Annotated in this window: 18 protein-coding genes and 1 pseudogene; 5 read left to right on the top strand and 14 right to left on the bottom strand. The window is 43.3% G+C overall.

All coding sequences use genetic code 11. From position 1 onward, the window contains the following. The 3 genes from R1T43_RS07080 to R1T43_RS07070 all read right to left on the bottom strand — a co-directional run bounded on the left by R1T43_RS07080 (position 1) and on the right by R1T43_RS07070 (position 5372). Positions 1-1164: a hypothetical protein gene (locus R1T43_RS07080; RefSeq protein WP_317354394.1), complete on the bottom strand. Its 1164-nt coding sequence runs from the start codon at positions 1162-1164 to the stop codon at positions 1-3. Next, a complete protein-coding gene (locus tag R1T43_RS07075) occupies positions 1157-4624 on the bottom strand; it encodes a carboxypeptidase-like regulatory domain-containing protein (RefSeq protein ID WP_317354392.1) in 3468 nt (1155 codons plus the stop codon). Before R1T43_RS07075 ends, R1T43_RS07080 begins: the two co-directional genes overlap by 8 nt. A gap of 91 nt (positions 4625-4715) precedes the next feature. Then, on the bottom strand, positions 4716-5372 hold the full coding sequence (locus R1T43_RS07070; RefSeq protein ID WP_317354389.1) for a PEP-CTERM sorting domain-containing protein: 657 nt from the start codon (positions 5370-5372) through the stop codon (positions 4716-4718). A 281-nt stretch (positions 5373-5653) separates the two neighbouring features. Between R1T43_RS07070 and R1T43_RS07065 the strand changes: the two genes are divergently transcribed. Next, positions 5654-9001 (top strand): CRTAC1 family protein, encoded by a 3348-nt coding sequence (locus tag R1T43_RS07065; RefSeq protein ID WP_317354386.1) that lies wholly within the window; start codon positions 5654-5656, stop codon positions 8999-9001. Here R1T43_RS07065 and R1T43_RS07060 read toward each other — a convergent pair. From R1T43_RS07060 to trmJ, 4 genes and pseudogenes are all read right to left on the bottom strand, one after another. Further along, on the bottom strand, positions 8979-10997 hold the full coding sequence (locus tag R1T43_RS07060; RefSeq protein ID WP_317354383.1) for a multiheme c-type cytochrome: 2019 nt from the start codon (positions 10995-10997) through the stop codon (positions 8979-8981). The two genes, R1T43_RS07065 and R1T43_RS07060, sit on opposite strands and share 23 nt — an antisense overlap. A gap of 151 nt (positions 10998-11148) precedes the next feature. Next, positions 11149-11384: pseudogene (locus R1T43_RS07055) on the bottom strand (PhoH family protein); the annotation flags it as partial. A gap of 60 nt (positions 11385-11444) precedes the next feature. Continuing rightward, positions 11445-12269 (bottom strand): serine O-acetyltransferase, encoded by an 825-nt coding sequence (gene cysE, locus R1T43_RS07050; protein WP_317354380.1) that lies wholly within the window; start codon positions 12267-12269, stop codon positions 11445-11447. 11 nt (positions 12270-12280) lie between these two features. Then, positions 12281-13036 carry a tRNA (cytosine(32)/uridine(32)-2'-O)-methyltransferase TrmJ gene (gene trmJ / locus R1T43_RS07045; RefSeq protein WP_317354377.1) on the bottom strand — a complete coding sequence of 252 codons (756 nt, stop codon included), beginning with the start codon at positions 13034-13036 and terminating at the stop codon, positions 12281-12283. A gap of 276 nt (positions 13037-13312) precedes the next feature. Between trmJ and suhB the strand changes: the two genes are divergently transcribed. Next, on the top strand, positions 13313-14089 hold the full coding sequence (suhB, locus tag R1T43_RS07040) for an inositol-1-monophosphatase (protein WP_211070549.1): 777 nt from the start codon (positions 13313-13315) through the stop codon (positions 14087-14089). Positions 14090-14178: 89 nt separating this feature from the next. Here suhB and R1T43_RS07035 read toward each other — a convergent pair whose 3' ends face one another. After that, on the bottom strand, positions 14179-15495 hold the full coding sequence (locus R1T43_RS07035; RefSeq protein WP_317354372.1) for an acyltransferase: 1317 nt from the start codon (positions 15493-15495) through the stop codon (positions 14179-14181). A gap of 107 nt (positions 15496-15602) precedes the next feature. Here R1T43_RS07035 and R1T43_RS07030 point away from each other — a divergent pair, with 107 nt between their 5' ends. Next, on the top strand, positions 15603-16514 hold the full coding sequence (locus R1T43_RS07030) for a LytTR family DNA-binding domain-containing protein (protein WP_317354368.1): 912 nt from the start codon (positions 15603-15605) through the stop codon (positions 16512-16514). Positions 16515-16587: 73 nt separating this feature from the next. Here R1T43_RS07030 and secF read toward each other — a convergent pair whose 3' ends face one another. The 6 genes from secF to R1T43_RS07000 form a co-directional block, all read right to left on the bottom strand. Further along, the gene (secF, locus tag R1T43_RS07025) at positions 16588-17529 is read right to left on the bottom strand and encodes a protein translocase subunit SecF (protein WP_057790557.1); all 942 of its coding nucleotides are present in this window, start codon (positions 17527-17529) and stop codon (positions 16588-16590) included. Positions 17530-17538: 9 nt separating this feature from the next. Further along, entirely contained in the window at positions 17539-19386 is a 1848-nt protein-coding gene (gene secD / locus R1T43_RS07020; protein WP_211070543.1) for a protein translocase subunit SecD, read from the bottom strand. Positions 19387-19441: 55 nt separating this feature from the next. Further along, entirely contained in the window at positions 19442-19780 is a 339-nt protein-coding gene (gene yajC, locus R1T43_RS07015) for a preprotein translocase subunit YajC (RefSeq protein WP_013783253.1), read from the bottom strand. A gap of 24 nt (positions 19781-19804) precedes the next feature. Further along, the gene (gene tgt / locus R1T43_RS07010) at positions 19805-20917 is read right to left on the bottom strand and encodes a tRNA guanosine(34) transglycosylase Tgt (protein ID WP_317354360.1); all 1113 of its coding nucleotides are present in this window, start codon (positions 20915-20917) and stop codon (positions 19805-19807) included. 178 nt (positions 20918-21095) lie between these two features. After that, complete coding sequence (gene queA, locus R1T43_RS07005; RefSeq protein WP_317354357.1) at positions 21096-22160, bottom strand: tRNA preQ1(34) S-adenosylmethionine ribosyltransferase-isomerase QueA; 1065 nt, start codon at positions 22158-22160, stop codon at positions 21096-21098. Between the two features lie 381 nt (positions 22161-22541). Further along, the gene (locus R1T43_RS07000; RefSeq protein WP_247670699.1) at positions 22542-22754 is read right to left on the bottom strand and encodes a DUF6471 domain-containing protein; all 213 of its coding nucleotides are present in this window, start codon (positions 22752-22754) and stop codon (positions 22542-22544) included. 237 nt (positions 22755-22991) lie between these two features. On the opposite strand from R1T43_RS07000, the gene R1T43_RS06995 reads away from it, so the two are divergent. Both R1T43_RS06995 and R1T43_RS06990 read left to right on the top strand, forming a co-directional pair. Then, positions 22992-23381: a DUF2170 family protein gene (locus R1T43_RS06995; RefSeq protein ID WP_062087694.1), complete on the top strand. Its 390-nt coding sequence runs from the start codon at positions 22992-22994 to the stop codon at positions 23379-23381. Between the two features lie 23 nt (positions 23382-23404). Further along, the gene (locus R1T43_RS06990) at positions 23405-24085 is read left to right on the top strand and encodes a PspA/IM30 family protein (RefSeq protein WP_057790545.1); all 681 of its coding nucleotides are present in this window, start codon (positions 23405-23407) and stop codon (positions 24083-24085) included. Positions 24086-24132 lie beyond the last annotated feature (47 nt).

Raw genomic sequence — 24132 nt, 5'->3', positions numbered from 1 at the left:
TTAAGCTCTCTTATTGACAATAGAAGCCATTTTTCTATAGAACTCTGGAGTATTAACAATCTCTTGAAGTTTAAAGTTGTTTGGTGTCTGTTTTAGTTTTTTTGTTTTTCGGTCCAAAGTAATAATAACTAACTGCTGTTGATTTAGTAACGAAGCTGTCATGACGACGTACATTTCATTTGTAGCATGAAGTACACCCTCAACTTTCACTTCATCAATTTTGGACAACCTGTCCAAATAAGCAACAGGCGTGTAGTTACTTAGACTAAACCCCGAACCAGGATTTATCACAGGAATAAGATTTCTCGTAGAAAAGTCGAGCCAATGCGCATCTAAAGACGTTTTATATGCCTTTTCTTTAACTATTCTTTTTACTGTATTCCCGCGCACAGACCAAAGTTCTCTCAGAAATGACTCTAAATGTACGAACTGAACATTCTTATCTTGAAGTTTACTTTTCTCATCCACCTTAAATTCCAATGGCTTGTTTAACCACTCAACTTCAAAATTAAAAACGAGCGCATTTTGATTAGAACCACTAAATGGTTTAGGTAGATAGCTTACAGAGTATGGCAAGGTTGGCACTTTTTTTAGTGGCTTAACGTAAACGTCTGTAAGCACACCGGAGAAGATAGAGCTCGAAGTTTTCCCATTAAGCAATAAATTGCTGATATGGCATTGGCTATTTTCTGCACATATAACCGCCTCGTACCAGCTCATAACTTTCTGAGGAGCTTCGGTGAACCAATCAACAATAAAAAGTTCGTAATCACCCCAGAACAATTTGTGAGTGGCATCAGCTTTTCGCAACTTAGCAAAGCCCTCGAATTTATCAGGAATACTATTCAGTTCTCTACTCATCCAAGAATAGGTACCATCTTTGACGTACGACAACTTTCGCAACTTCGCCTTGTCGTTTTCCTTCGCAAGTGTGTAATACCTAGATAAGGTTTGAATACTGTTTTTAGTATCGCTCTCATTCAACGACAGTTGAGTTTTATGAAACAAATTATCTATAACAATGCTACCAGCAACTGAAACCTCACCACTGGGTGATTCAGCCAAAATAAATGAGGTTCTCTTTTGCTCAGCTAATGCATCAATTGAATATGAGCTTAAAAAAATATAAAAAAATAAAGTTTTAAAAATTCTCGTGTTACCCACACGTACCTCCTGAACCAGCCTCACCAAACGTTACTGAAACTTCGTTTTGATATTGATATTTATACAACCCACCTACTTCAACTTTATACTGAGCATTTGCTTTAAATTCCGCTTTGCCATAGCTATAGCTATAACAATCAGAGCTGGTGCAATTGTCACCTTCATAATCTTTGTAATCGAAAGAAACACCAGCATTAATTGTTGATGAAGCTTCAGCTTCACCTTCAATTAATTTGTCACAGTCTTTTTCATTAAAAACATTACAGTATTTGACATCGCCCTTGACCTTTGCAAAAACACCTAAAGTTAGCGACCCTGAGACTCCTATCGTCAATAAACCGCACGTTTCTGGGTCACACTCTGATACTTCTGTTGAACCAGATGCAGAAACACCTAAATTACCTTTCACACCAGGCCCAAACTCAACCTCACCACCTAGTTTAACTGGGCCATAGGTTTTGATTGGCAGCTGGTACAATAGACCTAGTCCCGGAACAATAAAGGTCCCTTCCAGTGAACCTGAGCCCTTTAATTCAGTTTTAGTGTATGGTTTCGGGTCTTTGCCAATTGAGCAATCTTTGCAGCACTTTTCACCACTTTCTTCGTTTAATGCAAATGAACCTTTGACTTCAAGCTTTGCGTACGGCATCCCATTGCTTAAAACATCAAGTTTTTTTAACAAAGGGTGATCGCCTTTTACCTCAATGGACTTTGTTGTTTTTGCATTACTTGCTTCGCAATGGTTTCCACAACTTCCATCTTTACAGGTGTAACACTCTTTAGCATCGGAGCCGTCACCACATTCCTGTTTATTCTTACTTTCATCTGGCACTTTTTCTCCGCCAGAGCACATCCCGCACTTTTTGTCGTCTTCAGATATATCTCCATCGTCTGGAACATCAAAAATTGGATTTTCCCCATCGCATCCTGGCTTTTTACAATCGTATTTCACATCTGCACTTACCGGAATGTCGCCCGGATTTGCTTTAGAGCCCTTACACAATTTTGTTTTACAATCTTCTGGTGTCTGCTGAGAACGAGGTTTACTATCCTGTCCCGGATCTCTTACACATGAACTGCCTTGACACTTCTGACACTCTGGACAGTTGTGGGCTGTACCTGAACCGCCCGGCTGTGAACCACAGTGCCAGCCTGCTTTCACGACACCAACACCAGGATTGGATGAAACAACTGAACCATCTTCCGAAACTGTACCTAAACCTATTGCCACGAACTCTTCTAGGTCGTGATCAAAAGAATACATTTCAACCTGTGCACCTGGCGCATGGCCATCTACATTAGGTAGCGTTAATTTCGCAGCAGGAGAGAAGGTCGCGCCAACTGGCTGGATTGTTACGATGAATTGAGGTTGCATACCATTGGGCGGCGCCATTGGTACTTTTGAAGCGTTTACAGGTGTGACTGAAACAATCCCTTCACGCGAACCGTCTGGGAATGTCACTGAATCTTTTGCGATTTCCAGTTTAAATCCTGGGAAGTTATCAAGAGTAAGTACTACGTCTTCTTTACCCGCATACACACCGTTATCTGTGTCTAGTTTGACCATGTAGATCGGGCCAGAAAGTGGGTTGTCCACACCTGACACGGTTACAATATGATAGCTTAACGTCGGGTACTCACCAAAAGCAGTCGTGGTTGAGCCATCCACGATTAAATGAACCGGTCCTACTGGCGCTTGACTAACAGTAAACTGACCTTGTTGATCTGTAAATGCGGTCCTGTCTGTGCCTTCTATACGCACCGTCACCCCGGGCAAAGGTTTGTCTTGATTGTCCAGTACAACACCACTTACGCTAGTGATTCCGGCGTCTGCTGGTACAAATGCCGTCGCAGAGAAACCTGCCAATAAATCAATACCCTCAGGCGAGTCAATCAATACAGCTTCAACACGCTGGGCATCTATGCCCGTAAGTGGACCTAAAACGAGTTGCGCCGAGGCTCGTCCGTCGCTGTCGGTCGAGGTTTCATAGCTACTTTCTTCATTTTGGAAAACACCGTCGCCTTTAATCACATCAAAGCGTACACGTGCTCCTTGCACTACATTGGCACCACTATCTGTTACTGCAACAACAAATGGAGCTGGTAAGGTTTGTCCTGCAACACCACGCTGATTATTACCTGAGTTAACGCTGATTTTGTCGCCCGTTACACTGGTTGCTGACGCAGGAAAGATAACCTCGTTTTCAACCCCCACGACTTTAGCGCGAACCTTATGGTTAGCGACACCTGTGCGGTAGCCCACCTGAAATTCAGTGCGCGCCATACCTTCAGCGTCAGTCGTCGCAATGATTGCTCGGCCAGATGTTTCTGGCGTGCTGCCAACAATTCCAGCACCTTGCGTTACCCTGAAAACAACAATTGCATCTGCGATTGGCGCATCAGAGCCATCAAGCAATTTTACAATTAGTTGTTCAGGTAGTTTATTGCCGATTTGTGCAGTTTGGTTTTGGCCACTTACCAATACTAAGCGTTTATCTGTTGCAATTTTGTAGATAACTTTTTGGGAAATAGATGCGCTGTTGCCAGATTCATCAATAGCGGTAACCGTAATAACATTTTCGCCCTCGTTTAAGGACACGTCCGTTGCGGCATAGCTACGGTTACTCACGGTCGCTTTAATGCCATTAACTTCAACCGTTGCCTGTTCTTCAGAGACGGTCCCGCGCACAATATCATTAACCAGGCCTGTTACAGTTATTTTGTCACTGTAGACTTCTTGTGCTTCTGTATGAGATTCGATTGTTATGTAAGGAGGGGTTAAGTCCAGTGATACAGAAATAGAATCGGTTGTTTGCTCACCACTTGCATTGGTCGCTCGTGCTACGACGGTGTTAAATCCTTCGCCTAGTTCAACATTGGCACTAAATTGTTTGCCATCATGCGCAATTACTGCACCATTTAATGTTAATTCCGCATTTTCCTGATTAATAGTACCCGTAACAGTTACTGGCGAACTTCCAAAGGTGGATAACGTGGTGGGTGAAAGGATATCCACTTCCAGTGCCACAGGCTCTAATGATACCTGAACATAGGCAGAGCCACTGATATCGAAACTGTTGCGCCCACCAACAATAGTGATGGGACCAACCGTCAGACTTTGACCGGGTTCTAGTATCTGGTTTTGAGGAAGTGCTACAACATAGTCCAGTTCGCCTAACTCGCCGTCAGCATTGCCAACCGTTATAGTAGCTGGCGTAAGCGATTCGATAACAAAGCGGACCGGGCCGTTTATCGGTTCATCACCATTGTTTGTGATTTGTGCCGTAACGGTAGCATCGGGTGAGCGCCTACTACGTGTTGGATTATTCCAGCTTACTTCTATATTTGTATCTTTTACCCAACCATCTGAATTTGTTTGCGCATTTGCCTTACCTACGTTCACGAGTAAAGCAGCAACCGAACAAACGAATATGAAAAGTAGTGACTTAACCGTGTTCAAACTTTTATCTCCCTGATAGCTCGATCTTTTAAAAGAACGAGCGTCTTCCCTAAAAAGGACCTGATTAGCCCCTATAATTTTTGATTTTTGTTTACGCAGACTTGCGACAACGTGCTAACAGCGTGAGACCAACGAGTAACATAATGAAGGACGCTGGTTCCGGCACAGGCACCGGTGTGTTGTTGTAAGTAAAGAGGACATTGTCTACTGAGTAGGAAAGATTAAAACCATCATCTTCATCGGCAAGTTCAAATGAGATGGCAATTCCTCGGCCTAACCAATCACTCATATCAAATAAGAAGGTTTCAGCTACATTCCCAAGTGCAGGAATTTCAAACGTAGCATCAAGGGTGTAGTCAGCCGCATCATAAATTGCCAAAAAAAGCGTGTCACTAAAAGCTGAGCCGCCTTGCTCTGTTGGATCAAAAAGCATACTTAGTAGCGCCGTGTCGACACTTAACATTGACACATTAGGATCAACCATGATGGGAGAATCAAAAAGGAAGCTTCCATCATCACCTTGTATTAGGACGGCTGCAAACGGGTCAGTATTATCACCTGATGATAAAATAGCTTGACCGCCATTCTCTGTCACTGAACCAGTGAAACTCGCGTCGCTCCAGTCATTCAATCCTGATGAGAAATCACCATTATTAATTAGGGTCGCTAGTGCTGCCGCACTAAAAAAGAGAGATTGCACAAGACATAAAAGCACAATACAGGCTTTAGTTACTTTACTGCTTTTCATAAAACCGCATCCATTCTGTTATTATTTTTTCCGTACAAATTACGCCCTGCCTGAACCCACGGGGTCGTATTTCATCAACCTTAAGACCAAGTGCAAATCATCGAAATATGAATAAAGCACTACAAGTTGTATATTTTTCACACCAGCGAGTAAATATTACACTTGTCACTTTTTCAAGTAAAGAATATTCTTTTTCTTGTTGCTATTCTGTGAACAGAATAGACTTTCGTTAAAGGCATCTTCCCCGTAGTGTTACAGTTTATTGAAAAACAAGGACTGTTGTGAAAAAAGCTCTTCTTAATATCAAAGTACTAACTACCTTTGGATTGATAAGTGTTATCTGTTTATCACTAAATCTTATTTCTGATTTTACTTTTTCGACAACCTCCAAGTCAGTAAATCCTATCAGTTTTCAAACTGAGCAAACGCCTGTTCAATTTGTAGAATCAGCCTTTATAAAGGGCATCATGTTCAAACATATTCAGCGCACTGAAAAGCTATCCGGTATCAAAGATGCAATGGGTTCAGGTGTATGTGTCATAGATTTCAATCAAGATGGGTATGAGGATGTATTTGTTGTGGGTGGCGAAGGCGTTACTCGTCGATATGGAAAAAAACATTGGTGGAACAACCCGACAGGTTCCAAGCTTTATCAGAATATCGCCGGACAGTATTTTACAGATGTCACCACCTTAGCAGGAGAAGCGCAGTTACCTGGTGGATATGGCTGTGCTGTTGGCGATTTGAATGACGATGGATATCCAGACCTCGTTTATGGTAAAACTAACGAATTAATCTTGCTCACTAACAAAAATGGCAAAACTTTTAGTCAGTCCACAATAGGTGAAATCCCAAAACCTTACTGGCCGCTGTCTATTACTATTTGGGATCACAATCTAGATGGCAAGCAGGATATTCTCGTCGCCAACTTTCTAGATTATGAGAACGACATAAAAATAGGGAATCAGGAATACGGTTATGAAACCGATTCCCAATTTAATGCTGAAAACTACAATGGATTAAGAAACGCAATTCTGCTGAATAGCGGTTCCCAAGCCAACACATCCACTCCTCTATTCGAAACTCTGCAACTATCAAGTTATGACCGAACTTTAAGTATCATACCCAAACAAATTGTTGCCGGAAATAGGTCCGCTTCAGGCGGCTACTATATTGCAAACGGCTCAGGTTCAAATTCAGACTTTATGGATTTTGGCGATAACCAGTCAAGTAACCTCTTTACCAAACTATTGAGTTTTAAGAAGTCCCCCAACGTTCAACTCAGTTCTATAAAAGTTGCAGATAAAACTGCATTGTTGTTCATCCCCTTTGGAGGGGGAAGCACTCAATTGCATCTGGTAGGTGAACAAGTAAACAAGGACAGAGCTTGGGAATTATTCGCAACATCCGATAAGGACGCTTCAGTGCAATCTTGGGGGGCTATTGTTGAAGATTTAAATAATGATGGCCGTGAAGACTTCATCATAGCAAAGGGCAACGCTGAACCCCATATTGAAACCCCTTATGTGCCTGTAGGAAATGTCAATTCCGGAAGACTTCAGATAGCCAATGGACGATTTGAGACAACTTTATTTTCCCAGTTTCCCACACTAAAACGTTCCTCCAGAGGGATCGCGTCTGCTGATTTTGACAACGATGGGAAACTTGATTACGCCGTAAACAACAATAATGGTGTGCTATCACTGTATATGAATCGCACTCATACCAACAATAACTGGATATCTTTCAACTGTCAGCCAATAAACCTCTGCAATCTAGTAGAATTTACTTTAAACACTGAGTCAAACACGCAGTTAGCAACCGAGACATTAGTGAAGCCTCAGCCCTTTCTGTCTTCAAGCCAACGCAGGGTGCATTTCGGCCTAGGTCAATTTGATTCTAACGTATCGCTTAAAGTGACAGGACCTGATAACAAAAATATTTTTGAAAACTTATCACTAAATAACATTTATCAGTTGAGTTTGGCACAAGGTAAGATCGACATTATCTCGAAAAAAACAAGAATGCATACTGACTCAATTGAGGCCGGCCATTACAATTTGTTTGCGTATATAGATTTACCGGTGAATGAACTTATTCCCGCTCTATCGCAAACAATTGAGCCCTCGCTTAGCTCACTGCTGACATTTGCCAGACAATTAAACCATGATAAATTTGTAACAGTGAAAACTTCGCAGGCGAGAAGTCAGGAAGTCATCACACTAATCAGTTGGTTATTTAACCAGATGCAGCGATTTCCGCCATCGCAGCAGCGTGGTGAACTTTATGCCATGCTTATTGAGTTAATCAGCAAAACCGAAAGTGATCTGTTTGTCGAACACTTGGATTATTTGATTCGTTCACTGCCAGAACCGCAATTTTGCCAACTAACAGATAACCTTAATTACTGGTTCTGGGAAGAAGAGGTGGCTCCATTAAATAAGCCAGTACTGAAGTCTCAGTTGTTGCACCGCGCACTGAGAACGCCCTCTGAATCTGAGACAATTTGTGCGCTTCACGCTTTGAGCGCGAGCGAAGACCCAACAATAGGCGCTTCGCTCATGGTATTTCTTCGCCAGAACCAACAGAATCAACACGCACCGAACGCCCTAACCTCATCCGTCATTAGAACAATTGGATTTTTGAAGTACCGAAAAGCACTAGCCCCATTAACGCAGATCTGTTCCAACGTTTACGAACCAGTACTCAAAGCCGAATGCGTTGTGACGTTAACCAAACTTGACGTAAAACCTGGCAGGATAAAATCTATTCTTGAGCGGACTGAAAATGATGAATTGGTATTCAGGCTTCATCCTGACAGACTTGTTTTACAAAACGTTTTTGGGCCCACAACGACGACGGAATCAAACCCAACTAAAACTTCCTGGGTCAGCACCTACCTTAATTCGACTTTGTTTAGTCATTTTTCCATCGCCCATACTATCGATATTGTTTCAGCAGCAACAGAGCAGGATAAATTGCGAGCGATAAGTCAACTTAATCGGTTGCGCTCAGAAAAGGATATTGAACGCATTATTTTAAAAATGGACCAACTCGGTCTGCCCCTGTCTGAAGATTACTCACAGTTACTACTAGAGCATTATCCTGAGCAATCTTGGTTTATTCCTTACTTAACTTTGCAAAGCTTAAAGTCCTTTTTCGAAAACCAAGATTTAAACCAGTACTCCCTAGCATTTCAGTCAGCTATATCAAAGGAGTGTCGTATTCGCACTTCTTTAACAGAGTATTGTAAGCAACGCTTTGAGCCAGACATGAAGCACCTTAGAAGTGGTTTTAGTGCTATCTTGGAAGACAACCCCATGACACTTAATTATTTGATGCAATCCGACTCAAAGGTGAAAAAACGGGTAGTAATAAATCAACTGGCCCGTGCTGCACGAAATGCACAAAAAGAAGGGTTAGGAGAACCAAGCCCACAGCTGACCAGAATTTTTGAGTTTTTGTATCTTCAGCACAGTTACATCGATGTCTCTACTAATCAGGTAAATAATGTTTGGATTGCTAGCTTTATTCATTACGCGCAAGCTAAAGGTTATGTACTTGATTCGCAGTGGCGCCAGCATTATGTGCTCGCATCAAAGAAAGCTACTGACTCGCTGGTGCCTTGAGCACTTTTACACTGACACTGTCTCGTGCTATATCTATAATTGGATTGGTATCAACTGATTGCTTTAGATTAACCCAATCTAAATACTTCTGGTTGAGTTTGCGAAACTTAAGTGTGGCTGAAATAGTAAGTGGTGAAGTGGCCCAGTCTGGCACTATGAGATCAAATTCTACGACGTCAGTAGAACCCGCAGGGATCACATTAACATAACTTCGCCCAACCATATTGAACAAGTCGTGACGCCATACTTCTTTTCCGTGTCTGTCGATTGCGATCTCTTTGTAAACAACCGTATCTGCCCCCAGGGACCCGTCTGTTTGCAACTGACCACTGGAGGTGACAAGACGTTGCTGTCCGTCATATACCTTAAAGTCAATCCAAGCTTCATTTAAGTCTATGGTGCCACCGGGAAAACTATGACCAACGCCTTGATTCGTTAATAACACTTTGATTTTTTTGTGCTCTCCCCGATACATCGCAACCGGATATTTGTGCTGGTTTCTCAGCTCAGCTTTAAGGTACAGTGCGCTTTGTTTGGCCTGCTCATCTTCGGGAGGCTCAATCGACAACTGAATTTTGTCTTGCTGCAGAAATTCTTTGGTCATTTCAAATAATGTTTCGTTGTCGAAATGTTTCGCCAACATTACGTTGGCACCGACAAAGTAGTGAGAACGTACTTGCCCTGCGCCATCGGCTGCAATGTCGTCAGCCTTTATCATCGGCATATGGCAGTCTTGGCATTGTTTGTTTTGTGGATGAGAAAATCTCAGCTCTTTAGGCGAATTAAACTTACTGTTTGACCAGGCTAGAAATTCATCCTGCATTTTTACCCAGCCCCAGTTATTCATGGATTTATCCATAAACTGAATATGACATGAACTGCAAAATTGCGACTCTTGCAGCAGCGGTGATAAAAGATCCTTCGCATGACGCTGTGGAACCAACTTTAGTGCCTGTTGATGTAAAAAATTAAGAGGCCATACATCCACATCGGCAAACAGATACGATTCTCTGGGGGAAAAATGATAACTTGCCACCCCTTCTGAGCTAGTTAAGTGACTCACGCCATGACATGACATGCAGCTGATCCCCTCTTTGTTTGCAACAGTACCGAGTTTACCTCCATGGCTCCCCCCAGGTGTTAACTGTCCGGTTAACAAAGCCACTGGTGCGTGACACCCCTCACAATATCGGGTTGGTGCAATGCCCTTAGATTCCGTCAGCAAATTCACGTTTCGTACGTATGTAGGGTCATCCGCCGCATGTCTGTGCGTAGAAGCCATCCATTGATCACCTATCCCTTTATGGCATTCAATACATTGTGCAGATTCTGCAATATGCCTTCGTTGTACAAAAGTACCACTCTCGGTCATAGTTAAGCTGGGCAAAAAAGGACCGTCGCCATAAGCATAAAGATAATCGTCCACCGTATTATTTGGGTAGTTATTTTGGATTAGGTAGTTTCCAGTCAACAGGGTAATGGTGAAAGCACATGCAACCCCCACTAAAACCAAAATAGGTTTGATTATTTTATTAGAAAGCGTAACAAACCCGGAGGGAACGCTTGAACGTCTGTTTCTTGGGAATGTTATGTAATGCCAAATTAAATGAACGACTAACAGGAAAAGCGTTAGGATTGCACACACTATGTGACTGTCGAGCAACCAAGCTTGTTTTTTTAATACTCCGGTAAAACTGATCAGAACACCTGTTAGCGCGAGATAGCAGATTGCAAGAAATAAAATTACGCCAAGAATGATCGAGCCAGTCCGTCGAAAACCCACCGTTCGTTTAAAATGCTTATAGGAGTAAAAAAAGAAAATGGCACCAATTACATAACCTGCAAACAGGTGCACAAGGGCTAGCGCCTGACGAAGCCATCCCCAACTTAGGTTCAGCGCATAAGAAGTAAAACCACTAACAACGAGAATTAAGAAAAGGGCAATAAAGCCGTGTAATAGAGAAATTTCCTGTTTATGTTTGTCTGGTATTCCCACTACGGCACGTCCATGTTACTTCTGGCCTTGTTTATTGAGCATGGAAATATATCAAGGGGAGGTTTGAACAGCCAGTTTTAATTTTATCGGTATGGCAACATGAAGTCAGTAATCGAATAATAATAGCGTTGGCCTTCGGTCAATACAGACTGTTGGCTTTTTTCAGAATGTAGTTCATAGGCCTTTAGCGTTCTCATCATGTTTGTGAAGCACTTCAAGTGAATCGGTTATAGCCGCCAGCTAGGGCAGCGATTTTTCTTACTCTGTTCGGCAGAAAGCCAATGGAATCGGCAATTTCTGTCAGACACGCGCGACAATGATTTTGTCATACATGACGCGCTCTACTATCTCTCGAGCAGCGTCTAGCGTAAGAAGGGTTTTACCGCTGAACTATTTGAGCTTTAAAATGAGTAACTTAAATACCATTAGTTTAATAACCATTAATGATTAGATTGTTGGGTCAAATGCCTCTTGGCCAGCTTTAGCTTTACTCTCGCCTGCAAACTCAATACCTGTATCGGCGAAATCTTGCGCAGATATATTATGTAAGTTATCAGTACAAACGTCACCACCGAGAGATTGAATCACTTTGCACATCTCTTCTACCTTGGTGTCCATCTGATGCATGTGCTCTAACATAATCCCCATAGCATTGGCGACAGGATCTGGATTATCGGGCGCAACTGCGTAAGCATCGAACCCGTATTTTTCCGCAATTTTATGGCGATTGGGGTTAATCTGGGCAGCATCACTTTGTTGCTTAGAGATAATAATTCGCCCAGGAATCCCCACTGCTGTGGCGCCTGCAGGTATATCTTTTACTACTACCGAATTAGACCCGACTTTGGCATTTTCACCAATGGTAATAGGACCGAGCACTTTAGCACCTGCACCTACTACCGCGCCCTTTTCTAACGTAGGGTGACGTTTCCCCGGCGTCCAACTAGTACCGCCTAATGTTACCCCGTGATACAAAGTAACGTCGTCGCCCACTTCTGCTGTTTCACCAATCACAACGCCCATGCCATGGTCGATAAATACACGGCGGCCTAAGGTCGCCCCGGGGTGAATTTCTATTCCCGTTAGCCACCGATTGAATGTGGATAGGCTGCGTGCCAACCATTTCCAGTCGGCTTTCCATAATTTGTGGCTGACACGATGCAGCCACACGGCATGCAAACCTGGGTAATTGGTTAACACTTCAAAGGTATTTCGCGCCGCTGGGTCGCGATGAAATACCCCTTGAATGTCGTCTTTAATTCTAGAGAACACGAGTGCCTCGCCTAGTTAGGTAATTCATTTTCGTTGTCAGGCTCTGGCAATGGCGCTTTGACCGATTTATCGATAGACGCCAAGATGCCGCGTAATATATTGAGCTCTTGAGATTCAGGACGAGCGCGATTGAACAAACGACGAAGTTTAGTCATTACTACGCCTGGGTGGCTCTTACGAATGAAAGACGTACCTTCTAATGTTGATTCAAGGTGCGTATAAAAACGTTCTAAATCTTCATTCAGCGGGTACGCTTCTACAGCCGTAGGTAAAGCTTCTTTGTTTAAGTACGCCATACGAATTTCATAGCATAAGGTTTGTACCGCAGCGGCTAAGTTCAGCGAGCTGTATTCTGGGTTTGCAGGAATACACATATGAAAGTGACATTGTTGTAACTCTTCGTTGCTTAACCCACTATTTTCGCGACCAAATACCAGCGCTACCGGAAAGTTACTCACTTCTTGTACTAGTTTTTCACCGCATTCACGTGGACCTAGCATAGGCCATGAGTGCGTTCTAGAACGGGCCGATGTACCCACAACCAAACCACAATCAGACACGGCTTCTTCTAAGGTGCTAACTATTTTGGCGTTAGCTAAAACGTCCCCCGCCCCAGCAGCCAAAGCACTTGCTTGACCATCAGGCTCATGGACAGGATTAACTAGATAGAGGCTACTCAAGCCCATGGTTTTCATCGCTCGTGCAGTAGAGCCAATGTTGCCAGTGTGTGATGTACTCACCAAAATAATACGGATGTTCCCGAGCATGCTTTTTATTACCTGTAGCCTCGTCAATATTGAACGGAATAGTAGCACAATGGCGGTATAGATGGCTATCTGCAGCCCTACATTGATACCTCAATGTTGTCAGCATCACACGTGCTTGTGCAGCCTACCCACATTTCATTTGCATCACATCGCCATTCTGGTTAAGATGCGCGCGTTTTGAACACCTTACCTTGTTGGTCACTTGCGTAAAACGCATGTTGGGCTAACCTATGGTCAAGGTCAGTTCTTTGGTCTTTTACAATTGGTGGTTTATCTATGCATCCTATGCTGAATATTGCGGTGCGCGCAGCGCGTGCGGCTGGCACAATTATTGTTCGTGGTTTTGAAAAACACAACGAAGTAGCAACTGAATCAAAAGGTTTGAACGATTACGTCACCCAAGTTGATAAAGAAGCTGAGCAAGCTATTATTGCTAAAATTCAGCAATCATTTCCAAATCACTGCTTTATGGGTGAAGAGTCTGGCGAAACTGCTGGGGCAGATACTGACTTTCAGTGGATTATTGACCCATTAGATGGCACTACCAATTTCATTAAAGGCATCCCTCACTTTGCCGTATCTATTGCATTACTTCACAAAGGTCGTCTAGACCAAGCTGTTGTATTTGATCCTATCCGTAGCGAATTATTCACCGCTAGCCGTGGACAAGGCGCCCAGTTGAATGGTTACCGTATTCGTGCGTCTAAGCCTCGTGATTTAAACGAAACGATTCTTGCCACCGGCATGCCGTTTAAGAACAAAGCCAAATTCGGTGAGTATGCACTTAGCCTAAACAAAATCTTCCACGAATGTGGTGATATTCGCCGTGCAGGTAGCGCAGCGCTAGATTTAGCATACGTTGCTGCTGGCCGTCATGATGGCTACTGGGAACGTGGTATTAAAACGTGGGATATCGCAGCTGGTGAACTTATTGTTCGTGAAGCTGGCGGCTTAGTAACCGACTTTAAAGGCGGTAACGATCCACTTTATAGCGGCGAAATCGTGGCAGGTAGTGCCAAAGTAGTTCAAGGCTTAGTTAAGCACTTGAAATAAGCTCTTTAGACAAGGCAATAAGTTGATTATTGCCTGTAAAAAGTTAAGAAAAAGCGGTGTCATTCATACACCGCTTTTTTTGTGCCTGTTTATTGAGAGGCTTTTGTAAATGGCTTGGAAACTGTCTTAGTAAAAACCGACGTGGAAGGTGCTTGACTCATTATGTCGTTTATCTGGGTAATTCCCTGCGGTTTGGCCTTCAATCCAAATAATATCCGTGTCACTAGGTTTCTCTTGGCAAGTTCATAAGTAAGCGCACAGCCAACTAACGTAACCAGTAAAATGAGCACAAACTGAATTCCTACTGGAAAGCCTATTGAATGCAGAGCATACGCGGCAACCACAATTAATGTTTGGTGCATCATGTAGTAAGGAAGCACACCGCTATTAAGGTATTTTACCCAGGCCATGGGTTTACTTAAATAACGCTTACCAAAGCCTAGTATCGCGGCTAACCAAGCCCAATGATTAAGCACTACAATGTATCCCACCATCACTCTGAACCACCAGGACTCTGTCATCCAATCGCCAACAGGCCCTAACATATCGTGCCTATCGGCGATAATAAGTGAATACATGCACAACGCCACCAGCATGCTTACATAGCGAGTACGCTCTAGCGCTTCCCATAACTTTGGCTGCAAGATGATGACCGCCCCCACCAGCATCACAAGAAAGTATTTAGCGTGGCTGTACCAATCGTTGAGCAAATCATGGGTTGTCGGGTACGTATTTCGTAACATTAGCCATATCGCTACCATTGCCGTAGAAGATGCAAAAGCGAAGGTTATCAATCCAATCTGAACTTTAGCCAACTGAGTCATCACCGGATAAAGCAAAATTATCAGTAACGAATACACCCACAAATATGGTAAAAACCAAAGATGATTCCATGTCAGTAAGCCAATGTCGGAATGACGCTCAGCTAACCACTGCGTATTGGGGTTAATATAGGCTAAATAGAACTGTGTAAAGGTAGTGTCTATCACTCCACTGACTGTCCATTCGATATAGACTTGCGGAGCAACTATCACAAACATGCCAAACAGCAACGGAATTAATAATCGCTGCGTTCGTTGGGCTATCAACACCCCAGCCCGTTTTAAAAATAAAAGCGGTTGAGGCTCAACGCGAGTTAACAGCGCGGTAAGTACCATTGATGAAATCAAAAACAACAGGGACATCCGCCACTGGTTAGTTAGAATCATGACATCTTGCAGCCACGCCTGTGGCTGTTCACTTTTGATATGCCACCCCCATTCCAACACGTAGTACATACCAATGTGATAAAGAATCAACACACCAAACGCGATCACTCTTAACGCATCGAGCGCATGAAACCGAATTGCTTCCCCACTGCTTTTGGCCAGCTCTGTTAAATCGCTGCCTTTTTTTAGTTGTGTCATTACTGTCTATCCTATTCAATAATGTAGTAATAGGGTTTTATATAACGTAGATTTTCTTACTGTCACTAGCGTAGAGTGACGAATGAATGAGAAATTGGGGATAAGCGGTGGGTAGTAGTGACGAAAAACTCAGTCAGTTTTTTCGCAATACAGAGCGATATCATAAATGGGCAGCCTTTGTACTGCTGGTGATTTATTTATTTTTGAATAACTCCATTAATGCTGCATCAGATTGGACAGAACTATCAAGAGACGCGAACAACAGCACTGCGTTATGGGAACCTTACCTGTGGGAATATAGCAGTGCATTGGCCACGGCCTTAATAGTCGTCCCCCTTATTTATTTCATCCGCAAACTTGATAATTACGCATTTGGGGTTAGAACATGGCTAGTTTGGCACTTTGCTTTTGCGAGCCTATTTTCAATTGCTCATGTCACATTAATGGTAACGTTTAGAGAGCTTTGCTACTTACTATCAGATAAAGAATATAATTTCGGGCCGCTAGCCCGCGAATTTTTTTATGAGTACCGTAAGGATATATGGGGCTATATCACCCTTGTCACTTTTTATTACATTATTATGTTCAGTTATCGAAGGCTTATTGGAGAGGCTTCGGTTATTCGAGAGCATGATGCGCCTGAGGAAGTTAGTGGTAATAAAGGAAACATCTCGCCCTCGACCATGCCCGACAATTTGTTGGTAAAGAAGCTAAACAAAGAGTTTTTGGTAAAACTCAGTGACGTCTATTGGGTAGAAGCTTCGGGGAACTATATTAACCTTCACACTTCAAAATCGACATTCCCATTGCGATATACCATGAAACAATTCTGTGAACACGCCAGTGCTAAAGGCTTTATTCGTGTTCATCGTTCTTATGCGGTGCAAAGTAACCTAATAGATAACATCCGATTTGAAGATAGCGGTGATGGCATTCTGACGTTGTTAGATAGCACAGAAGTTCCCGTCTCTAGGCGTTACAAAGACACCTTAAAAGCCCGACTAACCCCTGCGTCATAAATTGAAGGCAAAAAAAAGCTAGTCACTTTAGGTGACTAGCTTTTTCGTATCTGCTGATACCTAGCGTTAATGATTACGGCATAGGATCTAAGTCGGCACCTTCTTTTTCCACCTGAGGTGGCATCAAATCTTCTTTGCTGATACCCAGTGCTAGTGCAACCGAGCTGGCAATATAAACAGAAGAATAGGTACCCACCACCACACCGAACAACAATGCAGTAGCAAATCCGTGAATTAGCGCGCCGCCTTTGTAAAACAGTGCAACCAATACCAGTACCGTAGTCAAAGACGTAATAATGGTACGGTTCAAGGTTTGCGTAAGAGAGATATTGATAATATCAATAGGCTCGCCTTTGCGAATTTTACGGAAGTTTTCACGAATACGATCGGATACAACAATGGTATCGTTAAGCGAATAACCGATTACCGCTAATACTGCTGCAAGTACCGTTAAATCAAATTCAATTTGAAGTATCGAAAATAACCCCAAGGTCAGAATAACATCATGAGCAAGGGCCGATACCGAACCTAGCGCAAATCGCCATTCAAAACGCATGGCAACATAAACTAATATACAAATTAGCGCCACCAGCATGGCTAAGCCGCCCTGTTCGGTAAGTTCTTCGCCAACGTTTGGCCCTACGAACTCAATACGACGCATATCAACCGCAGTGCCATCGGCACGTAACGCGGCTAATACTTGCTCACCAATGGTGGCCGCTTTAACACCGTCACGAGGTGCAATACGAATAAGCACCTCTTGGCTGCTGCCAAAGTTTTGTACAATAGCGTCTTCGAATTCCGCGTTATTAAGTAAGGTACGAATCGATTCTAGGTTTGCCGAATCTTCGTAACCCACTTCAATTAGCGTTCCGCCAGTGAAATCTAATCCCCAATTAAGACTGTTCACGCCCAAAGAGACGAACGAGCCTAAAATAAGAATGGTAGATAGCACCATCGCTGGCACACGCAGACGCATGAAATTAATGGTTTCAGATAACTTTAATAATTGCATGTCCTGCTCCTATATCGCTAATTTCTGAACATTACGTCGACCGCCCCACACTGCGTTAACGATAACGCGTGTCAGTAAAATAGCAGTAAACATAGAGGTAGCAATACCAATCATAAGCGTAATAGAGAAGCCTTTAATTGGACCGGTTCCTACAGCGAACAGAATAAGACCCGCAATAAACGTGGTGATGTTAGCATCTAAAATGGTAGAGAACGCGCTGTCATAGCCATGATGAATAGCCTGTTGAGGGCTTCTTCCATCACGCAACTCTTCTCGAATTCGTTCGAAAATAAGCACGTTAGCATCTACCGCCATACCAACGGTAAGTACAATACCTGCCATACCGGGTAAGGTTAGCGTAGCACCAGGGATCATAGACATAATGCCCACAATCATCACTAAGTTCGTGATAAGTGCAATGTTTGCCACAATACCAAAAGCTTTGTAGTAAATAAGCATAAATACTAGAACCGCTAACAAACCATACACAATAGCTTGCGTACCAAGTTCAATATTCTCTTTACCTAAGCTTGGCCCTACCGTGCGCTCTTCAACAATTTGAATAGGTGCAATCAATGCACCAGCGCGAAGTAGCAAGGCTAAATCGCGGGCTTCTTTCGGAGAATCAAGGCCGGTAATTTGAAATTTACTGCCCAGCTGAGCACGAATGGTGGCAACAGAGATCACTTGCTCATGCTTTTCAAAGATAAGCTTGTCGTCTTTGTTACGCTCGCCATTTGACTTGTATTCAATAAACACCGTAGCCATTGGTTTGCCAATGTTGCCGCGGGTCGAGCGAGACATTTTATTGCCGCCCTCAGAATCAAGAGAAATATTAACGTTAGGTAAACCGTACTCATCCACACCACTGTTGGCATCGATAATATGACTACCCGTAAGCATGATGCGTTTTTCAAGCAACTGAGGAATACCTTGCTGGTCTTCAATAACCTGAGAGCCCGCAGGTACACGACCGCTGATAGCGTCACGCACGTCATTTTTCTGATCAACCATTCTAAATTCTAAGGTTGCTGTGGCATTTAGAATTTCTTTCGCACGGGCCGTATCTTGAATACCTGGAAGTTGCACAACAATACGGTCGGCACCTTGCTTTTGAACCAAGGGTTCAGCAACACCTAATTGGTTAACACGGTTACGAATAATCGTAATGTTTTGCTTCACCGCATTCTCGCGAATCTCTTGAAGTTTAGCTTCAGAAAATACTGCACGAAGCACTAAGTCATCAGTTTGGCTTAGCGTAAGGTCACGATTTTGGTTACGTAAGAAAAACTCTGCTTTATCAAGCGTTTCTTCATCACGGAAAGTGATTTCTACGTAGTCTTCCTTTTGCGTAACACCACGATAACGAATGCCTTCTTCACGCAATGAAGTACGGAATCCGCTTTCAGCATCTTCCAATGACTTAGTGATGACTTCGGTCATGTCCACTTCCATCAAGAAATGAACGCCACCACGTAAATCCAAACCAAGCTTCATTGGCGTACCGCCTAAACCTTCAAGCCATTCTGGCGTATCAGGAGCAAGGTTCATTGCCACAAAGTACTCGTCACCTAGTGCATCTTCCAATGCTTCACGGGCAACTAATTGAGTGTCTGAATCTGAGATACGAACGAGAATTTGCTCATCTTCGAATTCGATGCGCTTAGGGGTAATACCTTTTGCCGCCAACGTAGACTCAACTTGGCCTACCATTGACTCGGTTACAACAGCGTCACGGCCTGCAGAAATCTGCACTGCGTGATCTTCACCGTAGATATTGGGAAGTGCATAAAGTGCGCATAGTCCAATGACAATAAGCGTACTTAGCACTTTCCAGATTGAATTTTTATTTAGCACTGGATAGTTCCTTTCGTGCCAGTACCGGGAAGGTCCCGGCCCCGGCGTTTGTCAATTACAGCGACTTCATAGTGCCTTTTGGCAACACAGCTGTTACAGACGACTTCTGTACAACAATGTTGTTCGTGTCGTTAAGCGAGATTTCGATGAAATCTTTGTCGTCAGACACTTTGGTAATACGACCAACAATGCCACCTTGTGTTAGCACTTCATCGCCTTTACCCAGTGAGGTAACTAAGTTTTTATGCTCTTTTACACGCTTCGCTTGAGGGCGATAAAGAAGGAAGTAAAAGATTAAACCGAATACGGCCAACATGATGATCATTTCCATGCCACCGCCTTGTGCAGCGCCACCAGAAGCTTGCGCATGTGCGCTTGAGATAAATAGGCTCATAAAATTCCCCAATTATTTTCGTTGTTATAGTGCCGGAACCGGCATATTTTTTTGTTCATAAAAAGTGTGTACGAAATCGTCCAACGAATCTGCTTCAATAGCATCGCGAAGGCCTTGCATAACACGTTGGTAGTAACGAAGGTTATGGATGGTGTTTAAACGCGCACCCAAAATCTCATTACACTTATCTAAATGATGTAGATAAGAGCGAGAATAGTTTTTACAAGTGTAACAGTCACAATTTTCATCAAGAGGCGACGTATCATTGCGGTGCACCGCATTACGAATTTTTACTACGCCATCGGTAACAAATAAGTGGCCGTTTCTCGCGTTACGGGTTGGCATAACGCAGTCGAACATATCGATACCACGGCGCACCGCTTCTACAATATCTTCTGGCTTACCCACGCCCATTAAGTAGCGAGGTTTGTCTTCTGGAATTTGCGGCGCGGTATGATCGATAATGCGGATCATATCTTCTTTAGGCTCACCAACTGATAAGCCACCAATGGCATATCCGTCGAAGCCAATAGCTTCAAGCCCAGCTAGCGATACATCACGCAAACCTTCGTACATACCACCTTGGATGATACCAAACAAAGCAGCAGGGTTATCGCCATGAGATTCTTTGCTTCGCTTCGCCCAACGAAGAGACATTTCCATGGATACTCGCGCTTCCTGCTCAGTAGCAGGGTAAGGCGTGCATTCATCGAAGATCATCACGATGTCAGAGCCTAGGTCACGTTGTACTTCCATCGACTTTTCTGGCGTAAGTAAAATCTTCTCACCGTTAATTGGCGAGCGGAAGGTTACCCCTTCTTCGGTAATTTTACGTAAATCACCTAAACTAAATACTTGGAAACCACCTGAATCGGTAAGGATTGGCTTGTCCCAATGCATAAAGTCATGCAAATCGCCGTGCTGGCGGATAACGCCAGTACCTGGACGCAACATTAAGTGGAACGTATTGCCAAGGCAAATATGTGCACCACTGTCTTTTAATTCTTCAGGGGTCATCCCTTTTACTGTGCCGTAGGTACCCACTGGCATAAATGCTGGGGTTTCTACCACACCACGATCAAAAACCAGACGTCCGCGTCTGGCTTTACCATCGGTTTTCAACAACTCAAATTGCATGTAAAGCGTTCCCAATTAGGTGCGCGCACTGGCGCTGGGTCAAACGAAATTGTGGGCGATTATACCAGTTATTCTTCTGAGATCATGCCCAATACGCATGTTTATCGTTGAGATAAAGAAATAGGACGGTCATCCTCTGCTCTATTCCTTAAAATATCGCCGATACTAAAACTTTCAATCAGGCTTTTTCGATAAACATACTGTCGCCATAGCTAAAGAATCGATACTCGTTTTCGATAGCTTCTTGATAAGCATTCATTACATTTTCTCTGCCAGCAAAAGCACTTATTAGCATCATAAGTGTCGATTCAGGCAAATGAAAATTAGTAAACATGGCGTCGACTACTTTGAAGGTGAAACCTGGGTAAATAAAAATTTCGGTATCTGAATAAAATGGCGCAATCACGGGGCTTTCAGCTGCATTTTTTTCTTTTGATTGCTCTGCACTGGCTTTTGCCGCAGATTCTAATGAACGTACCGATGTAGTCCCTACTGCAATCACCCGCTTACCTTTTGCTTTCGTTGCTAATACGGCATCTACCACGTCTTGGGATACCTCGGCATATTCAGCATGCATTTTATGCTCTTCAATATTCTCCACCCGCACTGGTTGGAAAGTACCCGCACCAACATGCAAGGTAACAAAGGCTAAATTAATGCCTTTTGCTTTAAGCGCCGCTAGCATATCGTCGTCAAAGTGTAAGCCCGCGGTAGGCGCTGCAACTGCCCCTGGCGTTTCGTTGTAAACCGTTTGATAGCGCTCTTTATCGGTCGATTCATCAGGGCGGTCAATGTAGGGTGGCAATGGCATGTGACCATACTGCTCCAACAACGAAAGCGCGGTTTCTTCATGATCGAAGCGAAGTAAAAACAAGGCATCATCACGTCCTTCAACCGTAATATTCACATGTTCTTCAAGCAATAAACGGGTACCAGGCTTTGGTGCTTTGCTGGCTCGCACATGCGCAAGCGCGGTGTGCTCGGTTAAAATACGCTCTATGAGCACTTCAACTTGGCCGCCGGTTTCTTTCTTGCCTAACAGGCGCGCAGGAATAACCCGGGTGTTATTAAATACCAGAAGGTCACCCTCTTCTACTAATGACAGCATGTCGTTAAACATAGAGTGAGTGACAGCGCCCGACTTACCATTCAACTGAAGTAAACGGCTTGCCGTTCTGTCTTCTGTTGGGTACTTGGCAATGAGGTGTTCTGGAAGTGTGAAGCGATAATCTGATAATTTCATATTTACTATTTAAAGACGCCAAAATTGAACTAAAGAATTAAGACAAAAGTTGAATATTAAGTAATATTTAAGTTCCATAGACTTTGGTTACTTTTAACCAAAATACAATTTCACCCAACCATCCAACCTCTTATTTTTATTAGCCTAAAGTAGCCATGTATAATTTACTATACCTACTTATAGAACCCAATACGGTTAAATATCAAACAAAGATAGAAGAGAAAACCTTAAACGGTTAAGATTCATCCCAGATAGTGATGATGTTCTCCCTTAACATTCCTTATCTTAGACCCGACACTTGTCGGGTTTTTTTTCGCCTGTCGATTGCTACCGACTTCCTGAGCGAACTTTTCACTTCATATCTTTTTGCGATAAAGCATTTTACCCGTTTGTATCATCAAGATCAGTTAAGATTTCTTCGATTAACGCCGCATCTACTGCACGCGCTTTAAGGACGTATAATATTTGTACTAACAAATCTGCGCCCATTATGCCTTTATTGACCTTGTTCCTCAGGTTATCAGCACTTTGTTCCACACCAATGTCGGCTAAACGCTGGCTGAGCGCTTGATATTTTACTCCACGCACAGACATTTCAGACTTAACGAGTCGTGCTACGGTTTGTCGCCATGCATTTTTAGCACTCAATTTAACACCCCATTTGTGACGTATGATTTACAAAAACACACTTTTTTACACATTTAAAGCGTATTCGTTGTTGACGATTATGGCATAATGGGTCTACACTGCAAGTCAAGAATATTGGCGAGTGCGTAATTTGTGGTTACAGTGGCACTCGACATTATCGCTTCAATCGAAAAGGAGAACTGTATGAGTTGGGATCTAGAGAGCATCGAATCTTTGTTTAAAGGGCACGATGACTTTGTGGTGACGCGTGAGGAAAACTGTTTACTCATTGCGAATCAAGACGGTATAGACGCGTGGCTAGCGATAAGCGGCGAGCAAATTTTAGTAGAAACCTTATTGTTTGCTTCATCAGAAGTGAAAGACAAAGCGGCTTTAGATCACGAGATTTTATCTACCCACATGCTGTTCCCATTAACCACGGTAGGCATTTCGACCGTTGGTGACGAAGAGTACTACGTTGCCTTTGGCGCCCTAAGTGCACAGTCGAAGTCAGAAAGTATTGTGATTGAAGTAGAAACACTGTTTCAGAACGTTGCATCATTTTTAGATGCCTACGAAACACACCTTAGTTAATATTTACTTCGAAGGAGAAGCGAATGTCAGTCTGGAAAAAATTAGTTACTGCAGTAAAGGGTGGTGCCAACGAAGCGGCACAGTCGGTAGTAGATAGCCAAGCTATCCGTATTCTGGAGCAAGAAATCAGAGAAGCTAAAGAAGAGTTACGTAAATCTGATCATGCAAGAACGCAGATTTTAGCGAAATGTAAGTTGTCTCAACAAAAAGTAGACAGCTTTAATTCATCCATTGCTGAATACGAAGCGCATGCACGTAAAGCCATTGATAACGATCGCCAGTTAGCCTTGGATTGTGCTCAAAAGGTGTCTGAATTGAAAGAAGAACAAGCGCAAGAGCAAGCGTATCTTGATCAGTTCCAGCAATCAGAGAAGCAATTGGCACAGAATATCCAGCAAGCAAAAGCGAACTTGCGCCGTTTAGAGCAGCAAGTGGATATGGTGAAAGCCACTGAAAGTGTACAGAAGGCACAAGTTGCTGTTTCATCTCGCCACATGGGCGCGAACAGTAAAATGAAAACCGCAACGGAATCGCTTTCACGCATTCAAGATAAGCAGAAGATGCGCAACGCTGAACTTCAAGCGGCGGAAGAACTTGCCACTGAAGAGTCGAGCAGCGATTTAGAAAAGCGCCTCTCAGAAGCCGGTATTAAAGGGGGCAAAACCTCAGCCGATGATGAGCTTGCTCGTATTTTAGGCAAATAAAGTAATATTTAACGGGAGCTTAGGCTCCCGCTTTGTCTTTTATAGAC

This window comes from Alteromonas sp. CI.11.F.A3 (assembly GCF_032925565.1).
Lineage (GTDB): Bacteria > Pseudomonadota > Gammaproteobacteria > Enterobacterales > Alteromonadaceae > Alteromonas.
The sequence above is the reverse complement of the archived record's forward strand: the minus strand, read 5'-3'. Positions and strand labels throughout refer to the sequence as shown.

What these genes read in the sequence shown, in the direction of transcription:
- trmJ (WP_317354377.1), bottom strand. Translation starts at nt 13,036, where the DNA reads ATGCTCGGGAACATCCGTATTATTTTGGTGAGTACATCACACACTGGC.
- R1T43_RS07070 (WP_317354389.1), bottom strand. Translation starts at nt 5,372, where the DNA reads ATGAAAAGCAGTAAAGTAACTAAAGCCTGTATTGTGCTTTTATGTCTT.
- secF (WP_057790557.1), bottom strand. Translation starts at nt 17,529, where the DNA reads ATGCAATTATTAAAGTTATCTGAAACCATTAATTTCATGCGTCTGCGT.
- queA (WP_317354357.1), bottom strand. Translation starts at nt 22,160, where the DNA reads ATGAAATTATCAGATTATCGCTTCACACTTCCAGAACACCTCATTGCC.
- suhB (WP_211070549.1), top strand. Translation starts at nt 13,313, where the DNA reads ATGCATCCTATGCTGAATATTGCGGTGCGCGCAGCGCGTGCGGCTGGC.
- R1T43_RS07035 (WP_317354372.1), bottom strand. Translation starts at nt 15,495, where the DNA reads ATGACACAACTAAAAAAAGGCAGCGATTTAACAGAGCTGGCCAAAAGC.
- R1T43_RS06995 (WP_062087694.1), top strand. Translation starts at nt 22,992, where the DNA reads ATGAGTTGGGATCTAGAGAGCATCGAATCTTTGTTTAAAGGGCACGAT.
- R1T43_RS06990 (WP_057790545.1), top strand. Translation starts at nt 23,405, where the DNA reads ATGTCAGTCTGGAAAAAATTAGTTACTGCAGTAAAGGGTGGTGCCAAC.
- yajC (WP_013783253.1), bottom strand. Translation starts at nt 19,780, where the DNA reads ATGAGCCTATTTATCTCAAGCGCACATGCGCAAGCTTCTGGTGGCGCT.
- R1T43_RS07000 (WP_247670699.1), bottom strand. Translation starts at nt 22,754, where the DNA reads ATGTCTGTGCGTGGAGTAAAATATCAAGCGCTCAGCCAGCGTTTAGCC.
- tgt (WP_317354360.1), bottom strand. Translation starts at nt 20,917, where the DNA reads ATGCAATTTGAGTTGTTGAAAACCGATGGTAAAGCCAGACGCGGACGT.